Annotated in this window: 24 protein-coding genes and 1 tRNA gene; 15 read left to right on the forward strand and 10 right to left on the reverse strand. The window is 55.7% G+C overall.

Annotated elements, in window-relative coordinates:
• Positions 1-33 precede the first annotated feature (33 nt).
• The 7 genes from IT893_RS16350 to IT893_RS16380 all read left to right on the forward strand — a co-directional run bounded on the left by IT893_RS16350 (position 34) and on the right by IT893_RS16380 (position 5,513).
• Positions 34-822 (forward strand): heme ABC transporter permease, encoded by a 789-nt coding sequence (locus IT893_RS16350; RefSeq protein WP_197146011.1) that lies wholly within the window; start codon positions 34-36, stop codon positions 820-822.
• Positions 819-1,016, forward strand: coding sequence for a heme exporter protein CcmD (gene ccmD / locus IT893_RS16355; RefSeq protein ID WP_008889226.1), 198 nt, complete (start codon positions 819-821; stop codon positions 1,014-1,016). Before IT893_RS16350 ends, ccmD begins: the two co-directional genes overlap by 4 nt.
• Positions 1,017-1,029: 13 nt before the next feature.
• On the forward strand, positions 1,030-1,518 hold the full coding sequence (gene ccmE / locus IT893_RS16360; RefSeq protein ID WP_008889225.1) for a cytochrome c maturation protein CcmE: 489 nt from the start codon (positions 1,030-1,032) through the stop codon (positions 1,516-1,518).
• A 132-nt stretch (positions 1,519-1,650) separates the two neighbouring features.
• The gene (locus IT893_RS16365) at positions 1,651-3,720 is read left to right on the forward strand and encodes a heme lyase CcmF/NrfE family subunit (RefSeq protein ID WP_197146012.1); all 2,070 of its coding nucleotides are present in this window, start codon (positions 1,651-1,653) and stop codon (positions 3,718-3,720) included.
• Entirely contained in the window at positions 3,717-4,253 is a 537-nt protein-coding gene (locus IT893_RS16370) for a DsbE family thiol:disulfide interchange protein (protein ID WP_197146013.1), read from the forward strand. Before IT893_RS16365 ends, IT893_RS16370 begins: the two co-directional genes overlap by 4 nt.
• Positions 4,250-4,750 carry a cytochrome c-type biogenesis protein gene (locus IT893_RS16375; RefSeq protein WP_197146014.1) on the forward strand — a complete coding sequence of 167 codons (501 nt, stop codon included), beginning with the start codon at positions 4,250-4,252 and terminating at the stop codon, positions 4,748-4,750. The genes IT893_RS16370 and IT893_RS16375 overlap by 4 nt, the downstream gene beginning before the upstream one ends.
• Positions 4,751-4,796: 46 nt before the next feature.
• Positions 4,797-5,513, forward strand: coding sequence for a hypothetical protein (locus IT893_RS16380; RefSeq protein ID WP_063088580.1), 717 nt, complete (start codon positions 4,797-4,799; stop codon positions 5,511-5,513).
• Positions 5,514-5,528: 15 nt separating this feature from the next.
• Here the strand turns inward: IT893_RS16380 and IT893_RS16385 are convergent, their stop codons facing one another.
• From IT893_RS16385 to IT893_RS16395, 3 genes are all read right to left on the reverse strand, one after another.
• Complete coding sequence (locus IT893_RS16385; protein WP_197146015.1) at positions 5,529-5,816, reverse strand: hypothetical protein; 288 nt, start codon at positions 5,814-5,816, stop codon at positions 5,529-5,531.
• Between the two features lie 15 nt (positions 5,817-5,831).
• On the reverse strand, positions 5,832-7,685 hold the full coding sequence (locus tag IT893_RS16390) for a lytic transglycosylase domain-containing protein (RefSeq protein WP_197146016.1): 1,854 nt from the start codon (positions 7,683-7,685) through the stop codon (positions 5,832-5,834).
• 232 nt (positions 7,686-7,917) lie between these two features.
• Positions 7,918-8,808, reverse strand: a complete 891-nt coding sequence (locus IT893_RS16395; RefSeq protein WP_197146017.1) for a uracil-DNA glycosylase family protein — start codon at positions 8,806-8,808, stop codon at positions 7,918-7,920.
• A 273-nt stretch (positions 8,809-9,081) separates the two neighbouring features.
• Between IT893_RS16395 and IT893_RS16400 the strand changes: the two genes are divergently transcribed.
• Positions 9,082-10,719 (forward strand): electron transfer flavoprotein-ubiquinone oxidoreductase, encoded by a 1,638-nt coding sequence (locus tag IT893_RS16400; RefSeq protein WP_197146018.1) that lies wholly within the window; start codon positions 9,082-9,084, stop codon positions 10,717-10,719.
• A 94-nt stretch (positions 10,720-10,813) separates the two neighbouring features.
• Here IT893_RS16400 and IT893_RS16405 read toward each other — a convergent pair whose 3' ends face one another.
• On the reverse strand, positions 10,814-12,349 hold the full coding sequence (locus IT893_RS16405; protein ID WP_252723985.1) for an aldehyde dehydrogenase family protein: 1,536 nt from the start codon (positions 12,347-12,349) through the stop codon (positions 10,814-10,816).
• 2 nt (positions 12,350-12,351) lie between these two features.
• Positions 12,352-13,266 carry an NAD(P)-dependent oxidoreductase gene (locus tag IT893_RS16410; RefSeq protein ID WP_197146020.1) on the reverse strand — a complete coding sequence of 305 codons (915 nt, stop codon included), beginning with the start codon at positions 13,264-13,266 and terminating at the stop codon, positions 12,352-12,354.
• A 220-nt stretch (positions 13,267-13,486) separates the two neighbouring features.
• Between IT893_RS16410 and IT893_RS16415 the strand changes: the two genes are divergently transcribed.
• From IT893_RS16415 to IT893_RS16445, 7 genes are all read left to right on the forward strand, one after another.
• Positions 13,487-14,416, forward strand: a complete 930-nt coding sequence (locus IT893_RS16415; protein ID WP_008889214.1) for a LysR family transcriptional regulator — start codon at positions 13,487-13,489, stop codon at positions 14,414-14,416.
• Between the two features lie 230 nt (positions 14,417-14,646).
• Complete coding sequence (locus IT893_RS16420; protein WP_197146021.1) at positions 14,647-15,477, forward strand: DUF3100 domain-containing protein; 831 nt, start codon at positions 14,647-14,649, stop codon at positions 15,475-15,477.
• Between the two features lie 2 nt (positions 15,478-15,479).
• Positions 15,480-15,968: a hypothetical protein gene (locus IT893_RS16425; RefSeq protein ID WP_197146022.1), complete on the forward strand. Its 489-nt coding sequence runs from the start codon at positions 15,480-15,482 to the stop codon at positions 15,966-15,968.
• 96 nt (positions 15,969-16,064) lie between these two features.
• Positions 16,065-17,252, forward strand: a complete 1,188-nt coding sequence (locus IT893_RS16430; protein ID WP_197146023.1) for a M20 aminoacylase family protein — start codon at positions 16,065-16,067, stop codon at positions 17,250-17,252.
• A gap of 182 nt (positions 17,253-17,434) precedes the next feature.
• Entirely contained in the window at positions 17,435-19,150 is a 1,716-nt protein-coding gene (locus IT893_RS16435; RefSeq protein WP_197146024.1) for a tetratricopeptide repeat protein, read from the forward strand.
• Between the two features lie 21 nt (positions 19,151-19,171).
• On the forward strand, positions 19,172-20,101 hold the full coding sequence (locus IT893_RS16440; protein ID WP_197146025.1) for a 4-(cytidine 5'-diphospho)-2-C-methyl-D-erythritol kinase: 930 nt from the start codon (positions 19,172-19,174) through the stop codon (positions 20,099-20,101).
• A gap of 78 nt (positions 20,102-20,179) precedes the next feature.
• A tRNA-Gln gene (locus IT893_RS16445) sits at positions 20,180-20,254 on the forward strand.
• A gap of 95 nt (positions 20,255-20,349) precedes the next feature.
• Here the strand turns inward: IT893_RS16445 and IT893_RS16450 are convergent.
• The 5 genes from IT893_RS16450 to IT893_RS16470 all read right to left on the reverse strand — a co-directional run bounded on the left by IT893_RS16450 (position 20,350) and on the right by IT893_RS16470 (position 25,849).
• Positions 20,350-21,321: a sensor domain-containing diguanylate cyclase gene (locus IT893_RS16450; RefSeq protein WP_197146026.1), complete on the reverse strand. Its 972-nt coding sequence runs from the start codon at positions 21,319-21,321 to the stop codon at positions 20,350-20,352.
• 176 nt (positions 21,322-21,497) lie between these two features.
• A complete protein-coding gene (locus IT893_RS16455; RefSeq protein WP_197146027.1) occupies positions 21,498-22,418 on the reverse strand; it encodes an ROK family protein in 921 nt (306 codons plus the stop codon).
• Positions 22,419-22,538: 120 nt separating this feature from the next.
• Positions 22,539-23,798: a pitrilysin family protein gene (locus tag IT893_RS16460; protein ID WP_197146028.1), complete on the reverse strand. Its 1,260-nt coding sequence runs from the start codon at positions 23,796-23,798 to the stop codon at positions 22,539-22,541.
• Positions 23,799-23,845: 47 nt separating this feature from the next.
• Positions 23,846-25,243: a threonine synthase gene (gene thrC / locus IT893_RS16465; protein WP_197146029.1), complete on the reverse strand. Its 1,398-nt coding sequence runs from the start codon at positions 25,241-25,243 to the stop codon at positions 23,846-23,848.
• Between the two features lie 186 nt (positions 25,244-25,429).
• Positions 25,430-25,849 (reverse strand): cyclic nucleotide-binding domain-containing protein, encoded by a 420-nt coding sequence (locus IT893_RS16470; protein ID WP_008889204.1) that lies wholly within the window; start codon positions 25,847-25,849, stop codon positions 25,430-25,432.
• Positions 25,850-25,908 lie beyond the last annotated feature (59 nt).

The raw sequence follows: 25,908 nt of genomic DNA on the forward strand, positions 1-25,908 counted from the left end.
CCTTTGCGGATTTCCGCACCAAGGATAAGAAAAATGCATCGCTTTGCTAAACCAAGTGTGTTTTTGAAATTTACAGCCCCGATCCTGCCGTGGCTGTCGGCTCTGACCGTGATCCTGATCGCGGCCGGCCTCTATTTTTCCCTGATCGGATCGCCGGTTGATTACCAGCAAGGCCACACCGTGCGGATCATGTATATCCATGTCCCCGCCGCATGGATGGGGCTGTTTTGCTATGTCGGTATGGCAATTTGCGGCGCGATGAGCCTGATCTGGAAACACCCGTTGGCTGATATCTGCGCGCGCGCCACCGCACCGGTCGGCGCGACCTTTACCGCCCTTTGCCTGATTACCGGATCGCTGTGGGGCGAACCGATGTGGGGCACCTGGTGGGTGTGGGATGCGCGTCTGACATCGATGCTGATCCTGTTGTTCCTGTATCTCGGTTACATGGCGCTGGTGAATGCCTTTGACGATCCGGAACGCGGATCAAAGGCCGGATCGGCGCTGGCACTGGTCGGGGCGGTCAATGTGCCGATTGTCAAATTCTCGGTCGACTGGTGGAATACACTGCATCAACCAGCCTCGATCGTGCGCATGGATGGCCCGGCCGTCGATCCGAGCATGCAATTGCCGCTTGCCCTGATGATCCTTGGTTTCACCTGCTATTACTTCGTTGTTCTGATCCTCAGGGTTCGACTGGAACTGAACGAACGACGCATTCGCGCCCTGCATTTGTCAGGCATGTTTGAAGATCCCGAAACCCCGGCATCGGCAAAAGAACAAGCCTATGAAGCGGGTCACAATGCGGAGGCCAAGCAATGAGTGAATTCTTCTCAATGGGCGGCTATGGCGGCTATATCTGGGCAAGTTACGGCGTTACCGCCCTAGCCATGATCGTTTTGCTGATTGCAACGCTACGCGGCTTACGCAGTAGCCGGATCGAACGCGAACAGCTTGAAGCGGTTTTGCAATCACGGCGCCCCCGCCGAACCAAAAAGACCCAACAGGCATCCTGAACGGAGAACGACTGTGTCACTTTCCCGCGCAAAAATCCGTAAACGCCAACGCATGTATGTCATCGGGGCGATCTTGCTCGCGGTTGGCAGTGCCGCGGCCCTGATGCTGACGGCATTTGAAGATTCGGTGGTGTTCTTCTTCAGCCCGACCGAAATCGCCGAGAAATCACCGATTGACCCCGATCAGCGTTTGCGGATTGGCGGCCTTGTGGTTGAAGGGTCGGTTGCAAAACAGGATGATGGGCAAACCATCGCCTTCGTCGTCACTGACATGGCCGAAAGTGTGCCGGTTTCCTATCGCGGGATCTTGCCTGATCTGTTTCGCGAAGGTCAGGGTGTTGTCGCCGAAGGCCATATGAACAGCGACGGTACCTTTGTCGCATCCGAAGTTCTGGCCAAGCATGATGAAAACTACATGCCGCCTGAAGTCGCCGAATCGCTTAAGAAAAGCGGTTATTGGGAAGAAATCGAAGCCAAGAACGCCGAACAAATGCGCAATTAAGCCACATTCTGCCGCCATAAAGCCCGACCATACGCGCAAGAAAAACATAGCCGCGACCATTGCCCCTTGATCTGTACCCGACCGATCGGGCAATAGGGCGCAGGGGAACTATTGGGGAAGTCATAGACGCACATGTTTGCAGAGTTAGGACATTTTGCCCTGCTGCTGATGGTGGTCACGGGAATTGGACAGGCGATCCTGTTCAGCCCGCTTTGGCTACGTGCATCGCTGCTCATGCTCTCCCCGCAACGGGCTTCTGCCACACCGGCAGGCAGCCCCGCCTTTTCCGATGACGATGATAATGACGGTGCTTTCGGGCAGACTACGGTAAAACCGGCCAGTCTGTTTCTTTTGCCTGCGGTCATTCTGATACTTGGCCTTCTGGCCGAGGGGGCGTTGATCAATGCCTTTATCGTTAGTGACTTCACCCTGCCCATCGTCTCGAACGTCAGTCATTCATCGACACCATTGCTTTATCGCATTGGGGCGGCTTTTACCCCCGATGGCGGGGCCATGCTGCTGTGGCTTCTGGCCCTTTCACTGGTCAATCTTCTGATTGCCATCCAACTGCGCAGTTCTGCGGCCATCTGTACCGATCGCTTTGCGCGCAATGCCCTTTCCGTTCTTGGCGCACTGATCACAATTCTTGGTGTCGTGACACTGATTGATGCCGACCCGTTCCTGCGCGTCACTGTTGCGCCACTTGACGGTCGTGGGATGAACCCGCAAAGCCAGGACCTTCTTAAAGTTCTGCGTGAACCGTTTCTTTATCTTGGTCTGGCGGGGCTTGCCGGTATCTTTGCCATGACACTGGCCGGGTTGCTTGACCGCAAGATTGACCGCCGGTTTGCCGAAACCATGCGATCCTGGACCATTATTTCCTGGGTCTGCCTTGGCACCGCGATTGCGATCAATGCCTATCGCTCCTACAGCGAACAGGCATGGGGTGGCTGGTGGTACTGGGATACGGCGGAAAACAGCCTTCTGTTACCATGGTTGCTGGCAACCGCCCTTTTGCATTGCCGGGCTGTTTTGGAAAAAACCGAAACCCTGCGCGCCTGGACAGCCTTTCTGGGCATCACGACGCTTGCGGTGGGATGGTTCGGGGTCTACCTGACCCGATCAGATCTGTTTGCGCCCCTGCCCGAAACACAGCTTCTGCCGATTGACAGTACCGGACTTCTGGTCGCGTTCTGTCTGGTGTTTGCGGTCGCCTATTACCTGTTCTGGCGATCTGTCGATCAGATGGGCGATGGTCGCGGTTTTGATGTCATTTCGCGCGAAAGTGCGATGTTCCTTAACAGCGTGATGCTGTCGCTGGTTGCTGCTGTCGTGCTGATCGGAACGATTTATCCACTGGTTTTGCAATGGATTACGGGCGACCCGATCACGGTCGGTGCGCCGTTCTATGTCAAAGCTCTGATCCCGATTGTTCTGCCCTTGCTGTTTCTGATGGCCTTTGCGCCAGCACTGCGCTGGCGACAGGATGAAGTCTGGATGATCGGGCGGCGCATGAAGCTTGCAGCCATCCTGTCGCTCATCACGGTGCTGTTCGTTTCCATCCGCTTTATCGACCTGTCCCCCGCACCGCTGATCGGTATCGGTCTTGCCGGTTGGGTTCTGACCGCGTCGCTAAGTGATCTGTGGGCGCGGCTTTGGCGTCACCCTGAATACGGCGAAAGCAAATATCGCAATCTGCAACTTCTGGGTCCGCGCTATATCAGCATGACCCTTTCCCATATCGGCCTTGCAATCCTGATTGCAGGTGGATCGGCCAGCAGCATCTGGGAAGAACAGGTTGTTGTCTCTGCCCGTGCCGGACAAAGCATTCAGGCAGGCCCCTATAACCTGCAATATGAAGGTGTCTCGCTTCTGGCTGGTGAAAACTATGCCACCCGTCAGGCGACCTTTATCCTGTATCGGCACTCCCTGCCGGTCACCGAACTTTTCCCTGAAATTCGCTATTACCCGATCCGTGGCGTTGAAACCCGCGAAGCCGATATCTGGCATGGTCGCGATGGCGATCTGCATGTCTCGATCGGTGACCGTGATGATGACGGCGGCCGGGTGGTAACGGTTCATTATTTGCCCATGATGCCCTGGGTCTGGGGTGGCATGTTATTGATGTTGATCGGTGGATGTTTCAGCATCCTCACGCGCGTAATCCTGCGCTTCAAGAAGACTGGAGTTCCCGCTTCATGAGATTTTCGATCGCTGTCATTCCGCTGGTTTTGTTTGCCGCACTGGCCGGGGTGTTCTTGTTAAACATCGACAAGGATGCATCGGTTGTGCCATCGGTCCTGATCGATAAACCGGCACCGGAATTCTCGCTGCCGCCACTGCCGGGCCGGGACAAGGGCCTGTCGCGTGCGGATCTGACCAAGGGCGAGGTATCGGTTCTGAACGTCTTTGCAAGCTGGTGCGTCCCGTGCCGTGCAGAACATCCGCTGATCAAACGCCTGTCGCGCGAAGCCGACATTCCGGTCTATGGCCTGAATTACAAGGAAAAGGATCCCGAGGACGGCGTGAAATGGCTGGCCGAACTTGGCGATCCCTATGCCGCTGTCGGCATGGATCTGTCGGGTCGGACCGGCATTGATTTTGGCGTCTATGGCGTGCCGGAAACCTTCATCATCGATGGCACTGGCCAAATCCGATACAAGCATGTCGGGCCGGTTACGGTCGAAGTCCTTGAAAAGGTCCTGCTGCCGAAAATCGCGGAGTTAAAGGGATGATAAGCCGCTTTAAACTTGTTTTTGGCGCACTTGCCATTCTGGTTCCGGTCATTGCATCGAACCCGGCATTTGCGGTCAACCCCGATGAAATGCTGTCCAACCCGGTGCTTGAAGAACGCGCGCGTGAAATCAGCAAGGAACTGCGCTGCCTTGTCTGTCAAAACCAGTCAATTGATGATTCTGATGCCGAACTGGCGCGTGATCTGCGCGTGCTGGTGCGTGAACGCCTTGTTGCCGGCGACGACAACGAAGAGGTCATTGACTATATCGTTGCGCGCTATGGCGACTACGTCCTTTTGAACCCGCCGCTAAAACCGGAAACCTATATTCTGTGGGCAAGCCCGGCTGTTCTGGTGCTGCTGGCGTTGCTTGCGGTCTTTGCATTCTATCGCCGCAAGCAGCGCGAAGGTTCCCCGGCATCCGCATCCCTGTCCAAAGACGAACAGGAACGTCTGGACGAACTTCTTGGCACTTCAAATGATGACGGCAAAACCTGATGAAACGTGATCGCCTGACATATCGTCAACCGGTCGGAGGTTTCGCGTGATCTGGGTTGGCTTGACGGTTCTGGCAGTTCTGGCGGGTTCTGCACTCTATGCAAGCCTGCCGAAATCCGACGGGCACGGATCGCGTGCGCGCCGTGTGACGTTTGCCGCACTGCCGGTCATCGCGGCACTGGGTCTTTATGCGATCATTGGCAGCCCGACCCTGCCATCGCGGCCCTATGCAGACCGTGCCGGTGAACGCAACCTGGCCGCAGCCGCGGCCGTTGCTGATAATGCCACCGACCCGGATTTCAAAACAGATCAACAGATCAGACGCTTGCTTAATCAGATTGTCGTCTCGCTTGAGGTAAACCCGCGCAATCTTCAAGGCTGGGTCGCGTTGGCCCGTGGATCGCTCCGCCTTGGCAATATTGAACGGGCCGTTGCCGCCTTTGCGCAGGCCTATGCCCTTTCGGGGCACAATCCGTTACTTGCCATTGAATATGCCGATACCCGCATCACCGCCCAGGATGGCCAGATCGATAGCACATCACGCGATCTTGTACTTCATGCCCTGGGGCAAATGCCCAACCATCTGTTGGCGCGCTACTATTACGGCATGATGCTGAAACAAAATGGCAAGTCCGATCAGGCACTTCGCGTGCTTAGTGACCTTTATCGCGACCTTCCCAAGGACGACCCGCTGGGCAATGCCACTGAAAGCGAAATCAAGGCCCTGCAATCCAGTGCCGATGCCGTGATCAGCGCCGACTAGTCTGGATTGCGGGAACTAGGCCGCAAACAGATAAAGCACCCCGAGCAACACCGCGACAATCAGAACCAATGTCCCGCCCAGTGCCATTAGTTTGATGATCGGATGAAGATTATCAAGCTCGCCCGGCTGCGGCGCATTCCCGCCGCCATTTGCCGATGACTGCCCCTCGTTAAACCGTCGCAAAGCTTCTTCGCCGCTCATGGGCGGCATCTTGATACGATCAAGGACCGTCCCCTGATCCGGGCGGCGGTCCTTGTCATTGGATGGATGCTTTTGCGGGGTGTCGCCGTTACTGGCTGTCATCGCAGGTGATTGTGCTTAACGCTGCGCTGTCAGGCCGCGATCATTTTCCTGATCCTGCGGCTGATAGGTTGGCCATTCACCGGCCGCCAGAAGATCAAGCGACGGCGTTTCCTGACCGAACCGCGAACGATACATCCAAAGGTTTGCCATCACGCGTTCGATGAACAGTCGGGTTTCACGCGACGGAATGCTTTCGATGAAATACAGCGGATCGACATTGTCCTTAAGCGCCTTCTGCCAGCGGCCAAGATTGCCAATGCCACCGTTATAGGCTGCCATCAACTGCAAGAAGCCGTTATCAACGCCATTCTGTTCAAGTAGGTGATCAACGTATTTCTGCCCCAGCGACAGATTGATTTCCGGCTGATACAGCTCGGCACGCTTTTCACCCCGGTAACGGGTATTGCCGATATAGCTTGCCGTTGCCGGCATCAGTTGCATCAAACCACGTGCACCGGCATGACTACGGGCGTCGGTATTGAAACCTGATTCCTGACGCATGAAGGCATAAATCACCGCCCGGTCAACTTCGTAACCACCTTCCGGCTCCCATGGCGGGACCGGATAAAGTGCGTTTACAAACACATCACCTGTCTTCTGGGCGATGTAGCTGCCAAGGCGCATGGTCAGCGATGCAAAGTTGGCGGTATCGGTCAGCGCAAGAACTGCACGGCGCAGCGAATCATCATCTTTTGCCGCGGCCTTGCGCAATTCACGTTCGGCTTCATCGCGCTGCCCGATCTGCAACAGCGAAAGCGCACGGCGCCCGTGCGGATCAAGCTTCAGCTTGTTGGCGCGGTTTTCATCAAGCTCAAGGCTGTCCCAGTCAAAGACATCATCACGGCCAAGGGCGCGCATCGCCAACTGACCATAGAACGAGCGCGGATATTCCGCCGCGCGGTTCAACATGGCATCGGCCTCTTCGAACCGGCCTGCGGCCAGATCAATACGCCCCGCCCAGAACGCACCGGCGGTCCGGGTCCAGCTGGATGCATATTTGTTGGTGCTCAGCGCTGCGAAATGGGCGTGCGATTCATCCATCTTGCCCAGACGCCACGCGGTCAGGCCCGCCGTCCAATGCGCCTGCGGCAGGTACTTGCCCGAACGCTTTGCCGCTTCACCGGCATATTTCAACGCAAGGTCCGGTTTGCCAAAGTAATAGTAACCAGATGCAATTGCCGCCTTGGCATGGTCCTGCTCATAGGCATCAAAAAGACGCTGCGCCTCGTCACTTTCAAGAACTTCCAGCGCGCCGGTCGGCCAGCCACTGCCGATGCGATGGCGAATACGACTTTTCAGGGTCGCGACGCGCGAACGTTGCTTGGACGACAGCTTCTTGGACGACTTGTGATAATAGGGTGTGATGTTCTCGTAATCATAACCAGCACCCGAAACATAACTGCCCACAGGCTTTTTCGGATAATTGGCCGATCCGCGACGTGTCAGCGCAAGTTTATAGATGCGCGGTGCCTGCGGATGATCGGCATAACTGGCAAGCCAGTCTTTTAGTTCCTTGTAACGCGAACGGTAGGCCGTCGGATGCAGATAACGCTGCGCCATCACGTGCCCCATCAGGACATCATCAGACAGGCGCGAAATCAGGCGGTCGGCATCTTGCCAACGGCCCTGTTCCTGAACGGCAAAAATCTGTTCGTAAAGTTCGGCGTCACGTTCGGAAAGTGGCTTGGGGATTACGGTCGAAAGCGCGTCATCCAGAACCGGGCTGCCAAGGGCTGCCTGTTCCTGCGTGCTCGCAGCAGCAGGTGACGTGGCCCCCATGACGGTCATGGTGCCAAGAAACGCGAAGAATAGGCCCTGCCTTAAGGTGCTTTTGACACCCGGCAGGCGTGTTCTTATTGCTTCGATCAAAATTAGTTTCCCCAACGAGACTTGTTTTCAAGCCGCGTGTTTATCCCGAAGCAGTTTGGTCTCGCAACCCGTTGCCTGCGGTGTTCCCCCTCGTGCAACGGCGTCCCTTATAGCAGCAAATGGCCAAACCGCGAAATCATTTATCTGGAATCAAGCACTTGGCCCACCCCAGAATACGCACCTCGAACGCATGCATATCTCCCATGCATACAGTCAGTTTATCGCCAATTCCTTAAAGCTTTTGTGCGATCGCGCGCAAATCACGCCAGGCAAGGCGTTTCTGTTCCGGCGTACGCAAAAGATAGGCCGGATGGAACATCGCGGTCAGGTCGACCTTTTTGCCATCGGCAAAGGAAACTTCCTTCCACGTGCCGCGCAAACGCGTGATTCCGCGATCTTCTTCCATCAGGGTCTTGGCCGAACTTCCGCCAAGACACACCACAACCTTTGGCCCGATCAATTCAAGATGTCGGCGCACAAACGGTTCACACACCGCGACTTCGGCTGTGGTTGGCTGTCGGTTTCCCGGTGGCCGCCATGGCAGGATATTGGTGATGTAAACTTCTTCACGCGCCAAGCCGATGGATCGTAACATGGCATCCAGTAACTTGCCACTGGGCCCGACAAACGGCAGTCCCTGACGGTCCTCTTCTGCCCCCGGCGCTTCGCCGACCAGCACCAGCTTGGCCTCGACATTGCCGGTGCCAAAAACGGTATTGCTGGCGGACTTCTTAAGGGCACAGCCTTCAAACTTTTCAATTGCTGCCTTGAGCTCCTCAAGACTGTTTGCCGCGGCGGCCGCATCACGTGCGGACTGGCGTGCTTCATGCGGCGTGTCAGACAGTAAAAAACCACCATCCGCGCCAGCCAGGATTGGCGCCGGGCCGTTGCCTGCCGCCTGTGCCGGACGGGCCGACGCCCCTGCCGGACGTTGCGGGTTGGTACCCGCATTCGCACCAAAGCCCGGCCGGTTCGCCGCGTTCTGACGCAGGCTTTCGGACGCCTTGAAACGGTCAAGCGGCTCGTCGGCAATGGCCTCGTCCGCGCCCATTTCAAATTGCCAGACAAGGGCCTCGAACGGGTCAAGATTATTTACATCAAAGTCTGTAATTGGTTTGCTCATCTACACTAAGGCGATGTATGTTGCACCGCGAACGGGATCGCGGCTGCTGCTTGGGACGACCTTATACGATTTTGGGTCCTTTGTGCCAGAGTACAAACGCGACACCGTTCGTGACTATGGATTGTCAACTGATCCCATGATCGGTATAGCTGTATTCATAGAGAATTATGAGAGAATTCAGGGCTTGGGCGAGACTCTGAACGGTGAATACCGGCTCACGGCCAACGAACGGAAACAGTTCGATACGGTCGCCAGCCAAAGGAGAGAGGCCAAATGGAACGGGAATCCATGGAATTTGACGTGGTCGTTGTTGGCGCCGGTGTATCCGGTCTGTCAGCGGCCATCAAGCTGATGCAACTCGCCCAGGAACAGGAAAAAGAAATCACCGTCTGTGTGGTTGAAAAAGGTTCCGAGGTCGGCGCACACACCCTTTCAGGTGCCGTGATGGAGCCGCGCTCGATCAATGAACTTTTCCCGGACTGGAAAGAACGCGGCGCACCGCTGAACGTGCCGGCTGGCGAAGACCAGTTCATGATGCTGAGCGAAACCGGCGCTAAAAAGCTGCCGACCCCGCCGCAAATGCACAATAAAGGCAACTATATCGTCAGCCTTGGCAATGTCTGTCGCTGGCTTGGCGAACAGGCAGAGGCCCTTGGTGTCGAAGTTTATCCGGGCTTTGCCGCCGCCGAAGTTCTGTTTAACGAAGACGGATCGGTCAAGGGTATCGCCACCGGTGATATGGGCCTGCAACGTGATGGCACGCCGGGCCCCAACCACGAACCGGGCATGGAACTGCATGCCAAATACACCTTCTTTGCCGAAGGGTGCCGTGGTTCGCTGTCCGAACAGCTGATCAAGAAATTTGATCTGCGCAAAAATTCCGATCCGCAAACCTATGGCATCGGCATCAAGGAGCTTTGGGAAGTTGACCCCGAAGTGCACAAGGAAGGCCTGATCCAGCACACCGTTGGCTGGCCGCTTGATAAGGACACCTATGGCGGGTCGTTCCTCTATCATCTTGATAACAATCAGGTGGTTGTCGGTTTCGTCATCGGTCTTGATTACGAAAACCCGCATCTCAGCCCGTTTGATGAGTTCCAGCGTTTCAAGACGCATCCGGAAATCCGCAAGATTTTCGAAAATGGTCGTCGCATCTCGTACGGTGCACGTGCACTGAACGAAGGCGGGTTCCAGTCGATCCCCGATCTTGTCTTCCCGGGTGGTTGCCTGATCGGATGTTCGGCGGGCTTCATGAACGTGCCGAAAATCAAGGGTTCACACACCGCAATGAAGACCGGCATGCTGGCCGCCGAGGCCGCGTTTGAGGCCCTGACGGCCGATGAAGTTCCTGCAAAGATGGAAAGCTACCCGCAGCGCCTCAAAGACAGCTGGGTCTATCCGGAACTGCACAAGGTGCGTAACATCCGACCGAGCTTCGCCAAGTGGGGCTTCTGGGGTGGCATGGCCTACAGTGCGGTTGATACCTACCTGTTCGGCGGCAAGGCCCCATGGACCTTTAAAAATCATGCCGACCATGCCTGCCTGAAGCCGGCGAGCGAAATGCCAAAGATCGACTATCCGAAACCGGATGGCAAAATCAGCTTCGACAAGCTGTCATCGGTCTTCTTGTCGAACACCAATCACAGCGAAGATCAGCCGATCCACCTGACGCTGAAAGATGCAAGTGTTCCGGTAAACACCAACCTTGCCGTCTATGACGGGCCCGAAGCCCGTTTCTGCCCGGCCGGTGTTTATGAATTTGTCGAAGACGAAGACAATGGTGGCAAGCGTCTGCAGATCAACGCGCAGAACTGCGTGCATTGCAAAACCTGCGACATCAAGGACCCGACCCAGAACATCGTTTGGGTCGTGCCCGAAGGCGGCGGCGGACCTAACTACCCGAACATGTAAGCCTTTTGGCTTTCCTCATACAAATAAGGGCCGCTTCTTGCGGCCCTTATTATTTAGTCTGATGATTTGATCACTTGGTCATTTGATCATTTGATCATTCTGGCGCATAGCCAAAAGCAACCGGCGGGTTTGCTGCGGTTTCGGTCCAGACACTTTTGGGCTGCATATATTCCATCAAGCCTTCCTTGCCGCTGGATCGGCCATAGCCACTATGTCCAAATCCGCCAAATGGCGACATGACATTGATGGTCTTATAGCTGTTAATCCAGAACGTCCCGGCCCGCACGTTCGCAGCCACCCGATGCGCGCGATCCACCGCACCGGTCCACACCGCACCGGCCAGACCAAATTTGCTGTCGTTGGCGATCGCAATGGCTTCGACCTCGTCATCAAACGGGATGACCGAAACAACCGGTCCAAAGATTTCGTCGCGCGCAATCGACATGTCGTTGCGAACATTGCCAAGAACCGTCGGACGCAAGAAATACCCATCGGCACAAGCGCCCCCATCCGGGCGGACACCACCTGCAAGAATTTCAGCCCCTTCGGCACGCCCCGCCGCGATCAGGCGATTTACCGTCTGATACTGGGCATCATTGTTGATCGGCCCAACCTGAGTTGCGGCATCAAGCGGATCGCCCACTGGAATATGATTGGCACCTGTAACCAGCATTTCCTGGAACTGATCCAACACGGAACGCTGAACCAACAGGCGCGAACCGGCAACACAGCTTTGCCCGGCTCCGCTAAAGATCGCGGCCTGCGCGCCAGTCACGGCACGCTTAAGATCGGCATCTTCGAACACGATGTTTGCCGATTTCCCGCCAAGCTCAAGAACACAAGGCACGATATTCTGGGCGGCTTGGGCCGCGATAACAGAGCCGGTTTTGGGGGATCCGACAAAGACAACCTTACGGGTGGCATCGTGGGTTGTCGCCGCAACACCCGTGGTATGGCCCAATCCTGCCAGCACCGAAATCACCCCATCAGGCAAACCTGCCTTTTTCGACAGAACACCAAGCGCAACAGAGGTCAGCGGCGTCATTTCCGACGGTTTAAGAACCGCTGCATTGCCCGCACACAAGGCCGGGGCCAACTGCCAACCGGCCGTGAAGATCGGCGCGTTCCAGGGCGTTATTTGCGTAACAACGCCATATGGCTCGGGGCGGGTATAGTTCAGATGGCTTGTCGGCACCGGAATGACATCGCCATGAAGCTTGTCCGCCCAACCGGCATAATATTCAAACATCTCAGCGACTTTAAGCACCTCGACCCGCGTATCGCGGATCGGTTTACCGGCAGAAACGCATTCCAGAAGTGCCAGCTGTTCAAGATGATCGCGGACCTGGGCACCAATTTTCCAAAGAATACGGCCACGTTCAGCTGCCGTCATTGCCCACCAGGCACGCTGTCCGGCAACCGCCGCCTTCATAGCAGCGTCCACGACATCGCCACCAGCATCCTTGAAGGTCATAAAAGCCTTGCCGGTTGCAGGATCGATCAATTGGACATCATCACCTGTGCCCGGCATGATCGCACCATTGACCCAACTGCCAACAACACCATCCGCAAAGAACGGTGCCATGGCCATGGCATAGTCAGGCGTCATCAGTTTATCTGCGCTGCTCATTGTCATTCTCCTGCCTGGGCGGTGTTGGTGCTCGCGGTTAATTCGGTGATGCGATTGAAATCCATGTCATCGGAAAGCGCCGCTGCACTGTCCTGCCAAATCTGTCCCGCCAGTTGACTGACCGGAAGCGCCACGTCCTTTTGCGATGCCAAGGCCATGGCAAGGCGCATATCCTTGCGCATCAACCCCATGGTAAAGCCACTGTCAAACTGCCCGGTAAGAACCCATTTCGGATAATTGACTTCGCTAACAGCACTGCGCCCGGAACCGGCATTAAGTGCGGAGATCAGGTAGTTGGTATCCACCCCGGCCGCCTTGCCCAGCGCGACTGCTTCGCGCATGGTCAAAAGATGGGTCGCAACCAGCATGTTGTTGATAATCTTGACGGCGTGACCAGCCCCCACCGGGCCAACATGGGTAATCTTGCCACCCAGAACTGAAAGTATCGGCATCGCCTTGGCAAAATCGGCATCATCGCCGCCAACCATCATGGTCAATTGCCCACTATTGGCACCAGCGGGGCCACCACTGACCGGCGCATCAATCAGGACATGACCGATCACACGCAAAGCCGCGTCAAGTTCGCGGGTCACATCGGGTTCAGACGTTGTCGTATCAATGATCAGGCGCGGCGCAAGATCACAAGATACAAGGCCATTATCCCCGATCAGAACGGTTTGCACGTGTCGTGCAGTCGGCAAGGAAAGAATGATGGTCTCACAGGCGCTAAAAAGTTCCTGCTGGGTGGCAACGATGGTCACACCATCGCGCGCAGCATCCGCCTGGCGTTCGACGGAAAGGTCAAACCCGGTTACCGCGTGGCCCTCGCGCAAAAGTGTGCGCGCCATACCAAGTCCCATATTTCCAAGCCCAATGACCCCGACGGTTCCGCTGCCATTGATGTGTGTTTGTGTCACGATTGCTGCCTCTTTGCTGCTTTGGGGTCGTTACGCGCTGTATCAAAGGCGACAACCTTCACCTTTGAACGCCCTTTTCCGCCCTTTTCTGTTTTGATTTCCTGATCAACTTCCGGCGGAAGCACCGCTGTTTCAAGATCAATTGCCGGAACATGTTGTTGCCGAAACAGCAACAGATATGCTCTGATTACGACATCGCCCCACAATTCGAAGCCCCGATATGAAGATCGATGACAAACCTCTCCGTTATTTTTTGGCTGTTTTCGAAGCCGGCTCGATCCGGACTGCCGCCGAGAACTTGCGCATTGCCCCCTCGGCGATCAGTCGACAGATCTCAAGCCTTGAGGCTCATCTGAATACGCTTTTGATGGAACGCACCAAACGCGGGATCATCTTTACCGAAACGGGGCATATGGTTGCGGCACATGCACGCAAGCGCATTGAAATCGACGAAGCATTTGCGGTTGATCTTGCTGCGGCCCGTGGCGCCATTGCCGGGACGGTGCGCATCGCAACCGGGGAAGGCTTTGTTGTCGATCTTGTTAATCACGTGATCCGCCCGCTGCGCGACGAGTTCCCCGACATTCGGCTTGAAGTCGATGTTGCCGGAACCGAGAAGATCACCCATGGCATTCTGCGCGATGACTATGATCTGGGGCTGGTTTTCAACCCGCCGCGCACGCCAGAGCTTGAATTACTTGCCGAAAACCATAGCCCGCTTTGCGTGCTGGTCCCGCCGGAATTTGCCCTTGCCTCCAAGCAAAGTTGCAAACTGAATGAAACGCTGAATTATCCGGCCGCCTTGCTGGATCAGAACTTCGGGGTATCCAAACTTTTGGCAAATGCCGATCCGGGGAATCGCGTTGCGCGGGATGCTTTTCTGACCGCCGATTCGATCAATGTTGCCATTCACTTTGTCCTGTCGGGGGGCGGTATTACCTATCTGCCCGCATTTGCGGTATCACGACAACTACGCAGAGGAGAAGTCGTTGCCATCCCGATGACCGATCCCTTCCTGGCGCGTGTTCCTTCACACTTGCTGGTGCGCAAGGAGCGCCCCAAAACCGCCGCAGTGCGGGCGGTTACAGGCATGATCCGGGATCGGATGGAGGCATTTGGCTCCGCCTGGTATCCCGAAGAACATGAATAACCTTGCGTGACCTGTTGCCATTTCGGCAACAGAAGCATCCCAAAATGGCACTTGCCCATGAATCGGCATGTTCCCATTCTCGGACGGAAATTCCGGATCTAAAAATGGCAAAACGATGAATTTTGCGTCGCCGGATTTTACAGGGATGACAAGGCGCGTTTGGTTTCCCGCATCAATGGGAAAGGTGTCCTTGCGTCGTAAACGCCACTGTCTGTCAAGGAGACTGGGAAATGAATGCGCTTCGGGGACAAATGGGGCTATGGAAGCTCCATTTAGCCGTTATCATCATTGGGGCAATCGCCGAGCTGATCGGCATCCGCAAAATTCCGTTGGGAATTGGGGCAATCCTTCTGTTGCCGCTGCTTTATGCCTTTATCATGGCAGCCCTTATGAATCCGAATGTCATGCCGAAATTTGGCAAGTTCATCGGTGAAAAAGAAGTCAAGGCAGCCTCACCGCTGATCGTCATTGCGATCATGCCGTTCATCGCCAAATTCGGAACCACCATCGGCCCGGCAATCGAAACCATCATCGAAGCGGGTCCTGCGCTGTTGCTGCAGGAACTCGGGAACCTCGGCACGATTGTTCTGGCATTCCCGCTGGCGGTTTGGGGCCTTAAAATGGGCCGTGAGGCCATTGGTGCGACCTTCTCGATCGCACGTGAACCGAACCTTGCCATCATTGCCGACCGTTACACGCTTAAAAGCCCGGAAGGTGCGGGTGTCATGGGCGTTTATGTGATCGGTACGCTTTTCGGCACCTTTATTTTTGCCATTCTGGCGTCACTGTTTGCCAGCATTGATGTTTTTGATCCGCGCGCGCTTGCAATGGCATGCGGGATCGGCAGCGGATCAATGATGGCGGCCTGCACTGGTGCGCTGACGGAAGTTGTCCCGGGCATGAAGGACGAAATCCTTGCACTTGCCGGGGCGAGCAACCTTTTGACCTATGCAACAGGTCTTTATGCCGGACTGTTTATTGCTCTTCCGATCGTTGAAAAACTCTATAACGCGACGGCTGGTAAGCGTGACCTTGCCGCTGCTGACAACAAGGGGGCTTGATCATGTCTGATAGCGTTGTTGCAAAAGAAACCACCCGCCCGAAAATTGATCTTGTCGATCATGCCATCGTCCTGATCATTGTCTGCCTTGTGGGACTTGTGATGAACACAGTTGGACCGGCGATACCGTTGATGGACGGATTTATGGGCATGATCGTGATCTATTTGATCTCGATGGTTGGCCTTATCCTGACCCGCTTTGCGCCGTTCTATCTGCCAAGCGTTGCATGGATTTCATTGGTTGGCATTGTCGCGACCCTGCCCTGGACCCCGGGTTCGGAATGGATTGTCGCACAGGCCAAATCGGTTAACTTCCTGGCCCTTGCAACCCCGGCTCTCGCCTATGCCGGCTTTGCGATTGCCAAAAAGGAAATCGAAGTTGCCAAACATTCCGGCTGGAAACTGGCACTGGTTGCCTGCCTTGTCTTCCTTGGCACCTATGCCGGTTCGGTTCTTGTTGCCGAAGCGATCCTGAAACTTCAGGGTATCTGATAACATCCTGTAACCGGGACCATCTGAAATATGGTGGTCCCGGTGCTAAGTTACCGGGTTTACGCCCGCACATATCATCCAAAATCGAGTATGCAGATGACTGTCCCTTCTTGCTCCCTTCATCCTCGCACCACCGAACTTGTCGATGAATTCATCAGCTGGCGTCACCATCTGCATGCTCACCCTGAAACCGCATTTGAAGAAAACCTGACCAGTGCCTTTGTCGCAGAAAAGCTGAAATCCTTTGGCTTGGAAGTCAAAACCGGCATCGCCAAGACAGGCGTTGTCGCAACCCTGCATGGCAACAAAGGGGCAGGAAAGCGGATCGGGCTTCGCGCCGACATGGATGCACTTGATATCCATGAAACAACCAATCTGCCTTATGCGTCAAAGCATCCGGGTAAAATGCATGCCTGTGGCCACGATGGGCACATGACCATGCTGCTTGGTGCAGCCAAAATCCTTGCTGAAAACCCGGATTTTGCCGGAACCGTCGATTTTATTTTCCAGCCTGCCGAAGAAAACGAAGGCGGCGGGCGCGAGATGGTCAAAGAGGGCCTGTTTGACAGCCATCCGGTCGATACGGTTTATGGCATGCATAACTGGCCGGGCCGCGATATCGGCACCATGGCCGTCAAGGCTGGCCCGATGATGGCAAGCTATGACGTGTTTGAAATCGTGATTGAGGGCAAAGGGTGCCACGCGGCCATGCCCCATCTCGGACATGATCCGATTACGACAGCAGGTCAGGTTCTGCTGGCACTGCAAACCATTGTCGCACGCGAAATCAATCCTTTGAAAAGCGCTGTCATTTCGCCCACGCAGATTTTCGGCGGTGACACATGGAACGTAATCCCCAATACCGCAACCATTCGCGGCACTGTGCGCACGTTTGATCCTGATATTCAGGATGTTATCGAAGCGCGTCTGGTCGACACAGCCAAACACACGGCACAGGCCCTGGGCTGCGATGCCCGCGTGAATTATCAACGCCGCTATCCGGCAACAATCAACAGCCCGGCAGAATCCGAAATTGCCCTTTCGGTGGCATCGAAGATTGTCGGCGCAGATCAGGTGGACACCAATCCGGAACCGTCCATGGCCAGCGAAGATTTCGCCTTCATGCTGAATGTCAAACCGGGTTGCTATATCTGGCTCGGCAATGGCCCGACGGATGGCGACCGGTTGCTTCATAACGCCGCATATGACTTCAACGATGACGCAATCACGCATGGTGTCAGCTATTGGATTGCGCTGGTCAAAGAAGCCCTGTCGCGGGACTGAAGACATATTATCCTGTGCTGCGTATTCCCGTGTCAGTGATCCCATTCAAAGATAGCGGTTTGTCGTTGTTGCAAATGCTTTGCCTTATAATTGCCGACTGAGTAGGCTAATCCCGAAATTCACTATGGCGATGCGCCAGATCTGGCATCGCCGAACCCGAATTGCGGACGCAGGAAAAGCCTTTGAAACGTAAATTGTTACATCTCCTCATCCCGATGACGGCTATTGCGCTTTCGGCCTGTGGCACCATGCCACAGAACAGCGGCGATGCCGTTTTCGAGTATCCGCAATCCAACGGGTTTTCGGGCAACTTCCTGGCTGGCAAGGCCGCCCAGATGGAAAGCCGGTCGGACTACGCAGCGCAATATCTATTGCGCGCCCATCAACTCGACCCCGATAACGCCGAATTGCGCCGCCGTGCCTTCCTGGCATTGATCAGCGACGGGCGCATCAGCGATGCCGTCGACATTGCCACCAGCTTGCAATCCGAAAACGATCAGGACCTGTTTGCGGCCCTGACGGTGATGGATGCTGCCATTCGTGAAGATCGTTATCAGGATGCGCTTGATATTGTCTCAAGCCTGCCAGAACGCGGCATCAATGCCCTGATTGCTCCGCTGGCAAAGGCCTGGCTTTACACCGGCCTTGATCAAAAAGACGCGGCAATGACCGCCCTTGATGGCATGCAGGGCAATGGCGCGCTTAACCCGCTTTCTGAATACCATCGCGGTCTGATCCTGGCGCATTTTGGTGATTTTGATGCCGCCGAACGCGCCCTTGCCAGTGCCTATGGCGATCCGGCCGACGCGCCGCTTCGCGCCGCCGAGGCCCTTGGCGCTGTTTACGAGCGTAAAGGCCAAGTGCAAAAGGCGTCGCTTCTGTATGAAAGCTATATGGATCGGCATCCGCAATCGCTTGCCATGCCGTTCCATCTCGCACGGCTTGATCGCAAAGAACCACCGATCGCCACCATGCTGACCCCGGCAGAGGGTCTGGCAGAGGCCTATCTCGATATCGCCACCCTGCTTAGTCAGGAAAACGCGGTTGATCCATCCTTGCTGATGGCGCGCTATTCGCTGTCGCTGCGTCCCGATGATGACATTACCCGCCTTCTGGTGGGTGAAGTGATGGAAATTCAGAACCGCTTTGAAACGGCAATTGAGGTTTACAAAGGGATCCCGCGCTCATCCCCGCACAGCTGGAACGCACGCCTTCGTACCGCCTCAAGCCTTGAGCAGATCGGCCGCGCGAATGAAGCGATTGATATCCTCAAAGACATGGTCAGCGAACGCCGAGATCGCCCGGATGCGCTGATCCAGCTTGGCGATATCCTCCGCATTCAGCAACAATATGGCCCGGCCGCAGACGCCTATGACAAGGCGATTGAACGGCTTGGTGGCCAGACACAGGTTGGCTGGCGTTTGCTGTATCGTCGCGGCATTGCCCATGAACGTGCCGGGGACTGGGCCAAGGCCGAGGCAGATTTCCTTCAGGCCCTCGAAGTCGAACCGGAACAGCCCTATGTGCTCAACTATCTTGGTTATAGCTGGGTTGATATGGGCATGAATTTCGAACAGGCCGAAGACATGCTTAAACGCGCTGTCGAATTGCAGCCTGATGATGGCTATATCGTCGACAGTCTGGGGTGGGTTTACTACAAGCTTGGCCGGTTCGAAGATGCGGTCGAACAGCTTGAAAAGGCGGTCGAACTGAAACCCGACGATCCGACCATCAATGATCATCTGGGGGATGCCTATTGGCAGATCGGGCGCTATCACGAGGCCCGCTTCCAGTGGCACCGTGCCCTGTCCTTCAATCCGACCGAAGAACTGCGCAGTACCGTCGAAGCCAAGATCAATGGTCATGTACCAAGCGTGGCCCCGACCGTCGTAAACTGACGCATTTGGGAAGAAACGTTCATGTCTGCGACCTATCGCCAGCAGGCACCTGCCAAGGTTAACCTGTTTTTGCACGTCACCGGCAAACGCGATGACGGCTATCACCTGCTTGAAAGCCTCGTCTGCTTTACCGCATCCGGCGACGTGGTAAGTGGTGAGGTGCGCGACGATGGCAACATCACCCTTTCGATCACAGGCCCCATGGCCGCCAACCTCGCCCTTGAAGACACCAGCGACAATCTTGTGATGCGTGCCGCCCGGATGCTCCAGGCCGAAAGTGGCACGACACAGGGGGCCGACCTGATCCTTGATAAGCGATTGCCGATTGCATCGGGCATCGGTGGTGGGTCGGCTGATGCGGCGGCGACGATCCGGTTGCTGTGCGAAATGTGGAAACTTGATCTCGACGCAGACACCCTTTCACGTATTGCCCTGTCACTCGGGGCAGATGTTCCGGTTTGCCTGCATGGTAGAACCTGTCTGATGTCGGGCATTGGCGAGGAAATCACCGCACTGCCCGACCTGCCGTCCGTCCCGATGGTCCTGATCAATCCCGGCAAGGCGGTTTCAACACCCGAAATCTTCAAGGCCCGGGCGGACGAGGAGTTTAGTCCGACCGGCGCATGGGATACCCAGCAGACCTTTCAAAGTGGTGCGGCCCTTGCCGATGCATTGTCGGAATGCGGCAATGACCTGACCCTGCCGGCCACAGGTATCCTTCCGGAAATTTGTGATGTGCTAAATGCGCTTGCCCGCGAAGAGGGATGCTTGCTGGCCAGAATGTCAGGCAGCGGGGCGACGTGTTTTGGAATTTACGACACAAACGATCAGGCCGAACGTGCGGCAAATGCCATTGCGGCACAGAACCCGGACTGGTGGATTTCGCCCACCCATATCCTGACGGAAAAGAGCCGCGAGCAGGCAGATATGGGGGCTGCCTTCCCCGACTGAGCGCGAGATAAAAAAACCTTCAAATAGAGGGTTGCACTCTTGTCATGAGGGCGCTATTTTCCGCGCCACGCACGCTGATGGGGCGTGGCCAAGTGGTAAGGCATCGGTTTTTGGTATCGTGTACCGTAGGTTCGAATCCTACCGCCCCAGCCAAGACAAACCGCTTTGAGGTTTTCCTCAAAGCGGTTTTCTTTTGCCCGCTTGATGCAACATGGCCGCACACGAAGGTGCGACCACACATTATCCGTTCAAGACTGCTTTGACTGGTGCATGGCTATGCTGGCGCGCGACACCAGTTTATCAAGCGTATCGCCCGCCTCGGCGATGCCAAGGCCGATGCTGAGTGTAAGCTTCGGGTGTGCGCTTCCGGCCTCGAAATCCTCGGCACCAACGCGCTCGGTCAGGCGCTGTAGGTAGTTAAGCGCACCTGCGGCCCCGGTTTCAGGCATCAGGATAATGAATTCCTTGTCGCTCCAGCGCGCGATGACATCGGTTTCGCGCTTCATGCCCGATGCCACCTTGGCAAACAGTTTCAACGCCGCATCACCGGCATCATAGCCAAAGTTCTCATTCAGGTTCTTGAGATTGTCGAAATAGACCATCCCGATCACAACCGCATTGCCATAACGGTTTGAACGTTCAAGCTCGGTGCGCAAGATACCTTCCATGTAATGGCGATTGTAAAGCCCCGTCAGCGGATCGGTATTGGTCGAAAGCTCGATATCCTTGCGCGCCTGATCAAGTGCCTTGCGATCATGGATATGGGCAACCGCCTGCCCGATTGAGTCTGCAAAAAGCTGCACCAGATCGATATCATGCTTGGCAAACGCCTTCACCGGTACCGGGCTGCCAAATGCAAGGGTCCCGATGCATTCACCTTCGACAACAATCGGTGCGCCAAGATAGGCGGCAAACCCGAATTTCTCGCCCGCCGGATGCGACCCCAGTTCGCTTTCACTGACATCATGAAAGGCAAAGACTTTACTGGCCGAAATAACCTGACTGCAGAATGTCTCATCAAGATCGAATTCCATGCCCGGGGTCAGGACATTTTCCGGATGAAACACCTGTCGAATTTCATAGGTCTGTTCGCCAATCGCACTAAAGATGCCGACTGGCAGACCGAACTGCTCAATACCGAGCTTCAGGATCCCCTCAACACGCTGTTCGAACATTTTGGCCATTTCGCCTTGATGATCGGTCTCAAACTCGGTGGTCATGTGATTTCCCATTTTTTGACTGGCACGGCTTTGCGCAAAAACGCCAGTCATAAAGCCTTGTTATAGTGCGACAATTAAGTCCGATAATCGCATGCGGCAAATTCTAAACCGTAAGCATACCAAGGCATAGGCCATTCTTCTGATTGGATAATATTTTTCTGATATGACCGGATCGGTTATGCGAATTTCGGCCGGGCTGTCATCTGGTGCAACAGGGCCGCCCCCCGCAAACCGCCATCCCTGGCATAGGCGCCGGGCACCACCAGCGGCCCGTCATATCGCCCCAGGGCATGCTTACGCACCCGGGTGTCAATCTCTGCGATCAAGGCGGTCTCGGATGCCAATCCGCCGCCCACCGGGACACAGTCCGGATCGAGAACATTGATCATCAATGCCAATTCACGGGCAACCAGATCACAATAGATGTCGATAACCCGCGCTGCCTTGTCATCCCCGGCCATCCATGCAGTTGTGATGTCGTGGCTTGCAGGTGCCTGATCATGGAGTTGCGCGTAAATCCGTTCAAGCCCGCGCGCCCCGCCCCAGCTATCAAGGCACCCTGTGCGCCCGCAGCCGCAGGCAACCGCCGACAGGCCATGTTTGATGAGGCTACCGGTAACATCATTGCCATGCCCCCATTCGCCGCGAATACCGCTGTTGCCGCCAACGAACTGACCATCGAACACAATGCCGCCACCAACCCCGGTGCCAAGGATTATGGCAAAGACGGTGCGTGCGTTTTGGGCGGCACCTGTTGTTGCCTCGGCCAAGGCAAAACAATCGGCGTCATTTTCGACCAGAACAGGACGGTCCAGAATGGCTGAAAGCTCGGCCGACAGCGGCCAATCCTTGATGGCCGGAATATTGGCAGAAATGACCGCCCCGCTTTGCGGATCCATCCCGCCGGCAAGACTGATGCCAACATCGCATCTGCCATATTGCTCATCGGCCTCGTGCACAAAGCCCGCCAGGATTTTGACAAAGGCATCTCGGTCACCAAGCGGTGTTGATGCCTTGCGATGAAGCACCATCGCCCCACCCGCATCAAAAACACCGAACTCGATATTCGAGCCCCCTATGTCAAAGGCATATTGCATGCTGCACTTTCCACGAACTGTCCTGCTATCGGGATACACCAGCCGAAGCACCGCCGCAAAAAGAAACGGCACCAGCCGGGTCAGGCAGGTGCCGTTAATGCGTTCAAAGCCCGCCGCATCCTAGCTACGCAGGCGTGCCGCCAGATCGTCGTAGGACGGCATCTGATCGACAGGGCCGAGGGCCGTCACGGTCGGCGTGCCATCCAGCAATGCCTTACCCGAACGTCGCACGCTTTCAAGGTCAACACCGTCGATCTTTTCAACGATTTCTTCCATGCTTTGCGGGCGGCCGAAAATCTGGATCTGACGGGCAAGTGTTTCACAGCGGCCGGAATTGCTTTCCATCGCCATGACCACAGATGCCTTGAGCTGCGCACGTGCACGTGCGACTTCTTCTTCGGTCAGATCCTCGGTCGCGCGGACCAGTTCATCACACATGACGGGCATCAATTCGCCAACGTCATTGGCACCGGTCCCGGCATAGATCGAGAACAAGCCACCATCAACATAGTGCGACGAGAAGCTATAGACCGAATAAACCAGCCCGCGCTTTTCGCGGATTTCCTGGAACAGGCGCGATGACATGCCACCGCCCAGCAGGGTGTTGAACACCTGCAGGTCATAGAAACTGTCATCGGTGTAGGACACGGTCGGCAGACCAAAGATCACATGCACCTGTTCAAGCTTGCGGTTTTCAATCCGGCTGCCGCCTTCGTATTTAAGCGGCTCCATCTCGTGATCTTCATGGGCCGGAAGACTGTCGAATTTCTTGGCGACCATATCGACAACGCGATCATGTTCAACCTTGCCCGATGCCGAAAACACCATGCGTTTCGGGCTGTAGCGGCGCGACATGAAATCAAACAGATGATCACGGCTAAGCGACGATACATTTTCCGGACTGCCCAGGATTGAGCGCCCCAGTGCCTGATTGGGCAGGGCGGTTTCCTGGAAATAATCGAAAATGATGTCGTCAGGCGTGTCATTGGCCTGACCGATTTCCTGCAGGATCACCTGGCGTTCGCGTTCAAGTTCCTTCGCATCCAGTGTGGAATGCTGAAGAATGTCGGCAATCACATCAATTGCCAGTTCCTGATCTTCGTGCAGGACCTTGCAATAATAGGCCGTGTTTTCACGCGACGTGTAGGCATTCATCTGCCCGCCAACTGCTTCGATTTCTTCGGAAATCTGAAGCGCGGAACGACGACGCGTGCCCTTGAACGCCATATGTTCAAGCATATGGGAAATGCCGTTAATGTCGGGCGTCTCATTGCGCGCCCCGACATCAACCCACGTGCCCAAGGCAACCGACTGCACATGATCAAGGCGGTCAGTCGCGACAATCATTCCATTGTCAAGCTGGGTGAGCTCGACTGTCATATAGCATTACTCCTGTTTCGCATTCTTTTCCCAACCACGGCTGGTCTTCAGGCTGCACGCCGGTTCTTGCGGACATGCGCCATCAAGGCCGCCACATCGTTGGACATTGGTTCGACCTTTTCAGGTCGGTCATATAGATCAGAAAGACGCGGCGGCAAGTCCGGGTAGATACCCGACGCCTGCTTGACCGCATCCGGGAATTTCGCCGGATGTGCGGTTGCCAGTGCCACCATCGGTACCGATTTGTCGCGATTGCAGTGACGGCCTGACACGATACCGATCACCGAATGCGGATCCACCAGTTCGCCGCTGGTTGCCAACACATCCTTGATCGCGGCTTTCGTTTCTTCGTCATCCAGTCGATAGCCATCGAAATGTTCACGCGCGCGGCCAAACTGGCCCTGCGACATTTCCATAACACCGGTTTCACGGAACTTGGTCAGCATCTCGGCAATCGCAAGCCCATCACGATCATAAAGATCAAACATCAGACGTTCAAAATTCGAACTGACCTGAATATCCATCGACGGGCTGAGCGACGGCTCAACGCCTTCCATCTTCATGGTCCCGGTCTCAAAGAAACGGGCAAGGATGTCATTGCGGTTGGCACCGACCACGAACTGCTTGATCGGAAGGCCCATCTGCATGGCGGCATAACCGGCATAAACGTTGCCAAAGTTGCCCGACGGCACCGAGAACGAAATTTCGCGTTCCGGCGAGCCAAGCTGCACACCCGCCCAGAAGTAATAGGCGATCTGGCACATGATGCGCGCCCAGTTGATCGAATTCACCGCCGACAGACCAACCTCATCGCGGAAGCCATGGTCGTTAAACAGCGCCTTGACCAGATCCTGGCAATCATCAAACGATCCTTCGACGGCAACGTTGTGCACATTGTCCGAAAGGACTGTCGTCATCTGACGACGCTGAACTTCAGAAACGCGGCCTTTGGGATGCAGAATGAAGATGTCGATATTTTCTCGATCCCGGCAGGCCTCGATCGCTGCCGACCCGGTATCACCCGACGTCGCCCCCACAATCGTGATACGCTCGCCACGTTTGGCCAGAACATGATCAAACAGACGGCCAACCACCTGAAGCGCGTAATCCTTAAACGCCAGCGTCGGACCATGGAACAGCTCCATCACCCAGTCATTCGGGCCAAGCTGTTTAAGCGGAGCGACCGCTTCGTGATTAAAGCCGCGATAGGTATCTTCGAGAATGGTCTTAAGGGCGTCGTCATCAACAGTGCCGGCAACAAACGGCTGGATGACTTTAAAGGCCACTTCGGCATAAGTCAGAGTTCGCAGCGCACGAATGTCATCCTTGGAAAAGGTCGGCCAGGTTTCGGGAACATAAAGCCCCCCGTCACGGGCCAGACCGGCAAGAAGAACTTCATCGAACTGCAAAACGGGGGCGCTTCCCCGCGTGCTGACATAGCGCACTAGACCTGCTCCTGCATAAGGCGAATATCGGTTGCGTGCATTTGGGCGCAAATCGCCCCCAAACAACACGCCAAAGCCTGATTTAGTGAGGGTTTGAGCAGATATAGTCAAGGGACAATCCAGCAAGCCTGCCGTGCTTTACGCATTATCGCGCAAGCCACGGCCCCACCCCGCATTCAGCCCACCCTAACCGTCAAGCGGAATGCCATGTTCCTTGAGCTTCGACTCAGCCAATGCCGCCCGGCGCACAACCGTGCGGTAGTTGCCCAAAAGGATTCGCAACACGGCTTTGATAAACCGGTCCGACCCCGACATTTTCTTTTCAAACGTCTGGCGGCTGATCGCGATCAAAACGGTACGTTCTTTGGCCCGGGCAGAGGCCATTCGCGGCTGATTATCGACAAGTGCAAGTTCACCAAAAAGACCACCGGCCTCGATCGAGCCGAGAATAACCTCTTTGCCTTCGCCCAGCGTCTTGAAGATTTCGACTTGGCCTTCCTGCACCACATAGGCAGCGTTTCCAGGCTTTCCTTCGCGGAAAATAACCTGATCGATGGCAAAGACCTGTCGGTCCATCACCTTTTTGTTGCCGTCGGTTATGCCCATGTGTTTGCAGAGCCCATGAAAGGTTTGGGAACTTCTTGTCCCGCGGATCGATGGCAGCG

Source organism: Thalassospira sp. A40-3, from assembly GCF_015871485.1.
GTDB lineage: Bacteria > Pseudomonadota > Alphaproteobacteria > Rhodospirillales > Thalassospiraceae > Thalassospira > Thalassospira tepidiphila.